The organism is Streptomyces regalis (genome assembly GCF_001509475.1).
GTDB classification, from domain to species: Bacteria; Actinomycetota; Actinomycetes; order Streptomycetales; family Streptomycetaceae; genus Streptomyces; species Streptomyces regalis.
The window spans coordinates 1-4,822 of the sequence record NZ_LLZG01000148.1; the positions used below are offsets into that span (position 1 = coordinate 1).

The 4,822-nt window shown below is 66.3% G+C and carries 4 protein-coding genes and 1 pseudogene; 2 read left to right on the plus strand and 3 right to left on the minus strand.

Translation table 11 applies throughout. The annotated features are described in order from the left end of the window. Together ADL12_RS52795 and ADL12_RS19705 are read left to right on the plus strand one after the other, a co-directional pair. Nucleotides 1-168, plus strand: a pseudogene (locus ADL12_RS52795) (IS110 family transposase); the annotation flags it as partial. Between the two features lie 418 nt (nt 169-586). Further along, nucleotides 587-1,831, plus strand: a complete 1,245-nt coding sequence (locus ADL12_RS19705) for a M4 family metallopeptidase (protein WP_159053211.1) — start codon at nt 587-589, stop codon at nt 1,829-1,831. 103 nt (nt 1,832-1,934) lie between these two features. Here the strand turns inward: ADL12_RS19705 and ADL12_RS19710 are convergent, their stop codons facing one another. The 3 genes from ADL12_RS19710 to ADL12_RS54070 form a co-directional block, all read right to left on the minus strand. Then, nucleotides 1,935-2,819: a transposase family protein gene (locus tag ADL12_RS19710; protein ID WP_244187953.1), complete on the minus strand. Its 885-nt coding sequence runs from the start codon at nt 2,817-2,819 to the stop codon at nt 1,935-1,937. After that, nucleotides 2,816-3,295, minus strand: coding sequence for a hypothetical protein (locus ADL12_RS19715; RefSeq protein WP_062703990.1), 480 nt, complete (start codon nt 3,293-3,295; stop codon nt 2,816-2,818). The genes ADL12_RS19710 and ADL12_RS19715 overlap by 4 nt, the downstream gene beginning before the upstream one ends. A gap of 242 nt (nt 3,296-3,537) precedes the next feature. Beyond that, nucleotides 3,538-4,107 (minus strand): hypothetical protein, encoded by a 570-nt coding sequence (locus tag ADL12_RS54070; protein WP_159053212.1) that lies wholly within the window; start codon nt 4,105-4,107, stop codon nt 3,538-3,540. Nucleotides 4,108-4,822: the final 715 nt, after the last annotated feature.

Genomic DNA, 4,822 nt, shown 5'->3' on the forward strand with positions numbered 1-4,822 from the left:
CGGCACTGCGACGAGTCCCGCCGGTTCTACGACCGCAAACGAGCCGAGGGCAAGCGGCACACCCAAGCTGTCCTCGCGCTGGCCCGTCACCGCGTCAACATCCTCTGGGCCCTCCTGCGCGACGGACGGTGCTACGAGCTCACGCCGCCGACGGCCCTCGCGGCTTGACAAACGGCATTAGGAATCGCTGACACAGGACACTCAGCGTTAGTTGGCCAATCGAGGCAAGGGCGCGAAGCGATGCGTCACGGGCGCCGAAATGACGCACTACTAGCGCGTTCCATCTCCAAGCGGCCACGATGCCGCCATGGACAGTGCGCTCCTTGCGGCTCTCGTTGGCACTTTGGGCGGCGGCGCCGTCACGGGCGGCGCCGGCTTATGGCGGACGAGAACGAGCGTCCGGACTGCGGCTCGGCTGATCTACGCCGAGTTGACGCGGGACAGCGTAGCCGTCGCCTACTTTCGGCAGACGGGCCACTGGGTGGCCCCCAACCTCTCGCGGGCCGCTTGGGACGCACACAGCACCGTCCTGGCCCGGCGCCGGAGCGGTGCTTCGTTCGAGACGGTGCATCGAGGATACGAGGCTTTGGAGCTCGCCCCCTTCATCGCGGAGGGTGCTCTCTCCGCTGCCGAACGTGAGGAATGGCTGGCTCGCGAAGCTAGCCGTCTGGTCGAGGCTATCCAGGAGGTCGGAGCCATCGCGCAGGTTCCCTCCCGGCAGATCAAAGACTGGACCCGCCGCCTTGAGCGCTCCCGTCCCTCAGCGCCCGCCTCGCACCCTCTCGCCCAGACCGGACTCATCTCGCTGCCAGTTTTGGAACGGCTGACACAGGACGGGCTGCAAGAACGCGGCCTGATTGGCGCCGGCGTCATCCTCACCGAGGATGGTCCCCAGCCGCTATCCGGCGCAGTATCCGCGCCAGACCTGGTCATCTTCGATGCAGGGCACAGCGAGAAGACCTCAGAGCTCCCAGTCGTCCGTTACACCGGCATGCCACCGGTGGGCGACCCAATGGTGGATGAGACGTACGAAGCGTTGATGACCACCCGCCGGTTCTTCCAGGAGGTGTACGGCCGAGCCCGATTCCCTTACCACGGCCGACCGCTTGCGGCGGTCGTGCACTACGGCGACAAATTTCCCAACAGCTGGTGGGATGGCGCATCGTTGTTCTTGGGTGACGGCGATGGCGGTGTGTTCCAGCGCTTCAGCCAGTGCCTGGAGGTCGTCGGAGCAGAAGCCACGCGCGGCATTGAGGAGATGCTCCACTTCATTCCGTACCAGGGACAGACGGGAGCCCTCAGCGCTTCGATCAGCGAGGTTTTCGGCTCGCTCATTAAGCAGTGGTCTCTCGGGCAGAGCACCGACGAAGCGGACTGGATCATGGGCGCCGGACTGCTTGCTCCGGGGCGCCAGGGAGCAGGGTTGCGCTCCCTGAAGGCACCGGGCACCGCGTACGACGACAACGTCCTGGGCAAGGACCCGCAGACCGCGCACATGGATGACTATGTCGTCACCGATCGCGACAACGGCGGCATCCATACCAACTCTGGTATCCCTAGTCATGCCTTCTATCTCCTTGCCGCACGTCTTGGCGGCCAGGCATGGGAACGTGCCGGGCAGATTTGGTGGGATGCGCTGACCAGCGACGGAATGCGGGACGGCTTGCAGTTCGTAGACTGGGCCCGGCTCACACTCACTGCTGCCCGCACCCGCTACGGCGACGACAGCCAGGAAGAACACGCTGTTCGTGAGGCATGGTCTGGTGTGGGAGTGGCGGCGACAACTAGCGCTGAAGTCGCTGATGACGAGGCGGCGGCCGGCAGTCATTGAGATCGTTTCATCCTGAAAAGCTGCTGGTCACCGGGGCTGGTGTGGCCGATCACGGTGGTGCTCGTGCTGGTCGACGAGATGATCGGGAGCGGGTGATCGTCTGTCAGCGGGAGACTTCGGTGCGTGTGAGCACGAGCAGGGCCCGCAGCAGCGCGGTGGCGTGACGGGCGCCCAAGCGGAGCTTGGTGAGCACCCGCCAGTTCTTCAAGTCGCCGAACGCGTGCTCGTTCGCCGCGCGTTCGCGGGCGACGAGCTTGTTCGCTTCCTTCTGCGCGGCACTCAGGCGTCGGCCGCGGGCGGCCCGGTAGCCGGTGATGATCACCGGGTTGTCAGGGTCGTCGTCCAGGCCGAGGAAGCCGAGGTCGGCGATCGCACCGAGTCCGGCTGCGCGCAGGTGGGCGGTGATGTGGTCGTGCCGGGCCGCGGTGACGTCGTGGGTGCGGCCGCGCCGGGCGGCCGAGACCCAGATCAGATTGCCCTTCTCGTCGGTGAGGGCGAGGACGTGCAGACCGTGCATCTTGCGTTTGCCCGAGTAGTTGGGGCGGTTGTCGGCCCCGGTGCGGCGCCGGGTGGGTATCAGCATGCCGTCGATCAGCACGACGGCCCCGCCCCGCCGGGCGAGCTTGTTCAGGGCGCGGTCCAGGCGCTCGGCGCGGGTGGCCAGGAGGTGGATCACCTCCAGCAGCCAACGGCGCACGGTCGAGGCGGAGACCTGGTAGGCGTCGGCCATGTCGGCGAGCCGCTGGTCGTGACGGAGCACGGCCAGCACGATCAGGGCGATGCGGCCCGGCGACAGCTTGCGCCACCGCGAGCCGATCTTCTTCAGATGGGAACGGACCAGGTTCGCGACCATGTCCAAGGTCGTACTCGACAGCGGCAGGCGGCACTGGTAGGCAAGCGGGTCCGGGCGCTCAGCGACAGTGGAGTTCTCGGCATGGACACCCCAACTGCCGTCGGGGGCCTGTGAGTTACGCGTGTTCTCGATCACCCCAGGGTGTCGTCGAGGGACGTGAACCGGTCGCCCGGGGTGCGGTACAGCCAGCCCCGCTCCGCGAGCCGCTTCAGCTTCGCGCGGACCGCCTCGACCTGTGCGGGCAACGTGCCCCTGCCGAGCGCCTCGCTCACCTGACCGGCCTGGGCCGGCCCGGCACTCTCCGCCACCAGCCGCATGATCGCCTGATAGTCCTCGGGCAACGCGGCCACATCCATCCCGTCCGCACGATCCGGGACCAGCCGCATCCCGCCCGACCCGGGTGCGGTGGTGACCCGCTCGAACTCCGCGTCCATGACCGGATCGTCCGCCTCGCCCACGCGTTCGGCCTCGATGAACTGGCCGATCACGACCTCCGCGGCCTCCAGCCGGGCCACCTCGGCTTCCGTCTCCGCGAGTTCCTTGCGCGAGTGCTCCATCCGGTCGGCCAGCACGACCCGCCGCTGGATCACCCACGTCAGCACCTCGGCCACCCGACGATCCCTCCCGTCCCGCGAACTGCCTTGATTTTGAGGACAGTAGGCGGCCCGCAGGCCCATCGCCCGCAGTTCCGGCGAATCGCCCCACGACAGACGATCACCTGCTACCGATCACGCCACCGACCAGCACGAGCACCACCGTGATCGGCCGTACCAGCCCCGTGACCAGCAACTTCAGGATGAAACGATCTCACTGGGAAACCAGCCCGATTCGTGCCGCTTTGGCGCACTCAGGCTCAGACATCCGGCGATTGCTCGAGGGATTCAACACCGGCGTATCCTGCCGCATACACCGAGCCGAGCTTGGCGAGGGTTTCCCCGAAGCACACCGACCACGAGTTCGCCGCGACTCCCGTGGTCTTGCAATCCCAGGTACCCGCGATACTGCCTACATATGAGTTCCGCACGCGCACCCATGCGTCGATGTTGTAGGAAGTGTCTCGGTTATTGCGCACGATCACCGCCCCCTGTACGGAGGCCCCGCTCGCCGACCTGATCGCGCAGACCTGCGCGACCACGCGAAGTTCAACCGTTTCGGTGGGGCCACAACGCCACGTACTGGAGCTAGAGGTGATCGGATTTTTGTTGCCGTAATGGGCCCAGTTGCCGTCGGCGGCTGAGGCGGCCCCGGCGGTCGCCAGACTCAGCCCGAGAACAGCGGTGATGATGGCTGACGATCTCGCCACCGTTCGTACAACTCGCATGCAATTCCCTTTCGTTTCGCTCACGGCTATTGCGGACAAGGTCGGCACGCCATGCGGAAGGCGTGCCGGACCAGTCTCGGAGTCCTTCGCGATGTTGTGCACCTATAAGCTTTCAGGGTGTTCGCGTACGCCAGGCAATCCGCAGATCCGTGATCGCCGACAAGGCAGACGATCTTGAGCTCCGGCAAGCCCCCTCGACCAGCACGAGTACGCGATCAACGACTCATACCAGCCCCGTGACCAGCAACTTCAAGATGGTGGATCTTCAGTGACCGTGCTGGCCAACCAGCATGGCGGCCGCCCCTCGGTCCGGCCGAGGATCGCAACGCCGGATACCAGCAGCTCGATGTCCAGGACGCCCTCGGGTGTCGGTCACCCTTCGGGGCGACCGAGGATCCTCGGTACGTGGGCCTCACTTGCCGGACTGGTGGCGGCGGTCGCCTTCGGGGCGGCCAAAGACCGCAACCCCAGGCGGGGCAACCGCAAGCCCGGCGATTGGACGAAGTGGCACGATTTATCCAACACTTGAGGAGGCAGCGGCCGCTGGGGCAGTGGTAGAGCACGCCTACGCCACATCATGGCCACGGCCTGCTTGGTGCTGGCTCCGCCAGGCTGGAGATCCGCTCACCCAAAGGCAGTACTCCGCCTCGGCTTCTTGGTCTACCGCGACCAGAAGGAACCCGATCCATGACCGACGTCGTCACGCGCAGTCCCCGCGCCGTCCTCCTCGATGGTGACGAGGTTTAGTCACTCTCCGGCGCAGCGCTTTTCGGATCGGGCACGAGCGGCGCTGCCAACATGCAGCGTTGACGTCGGA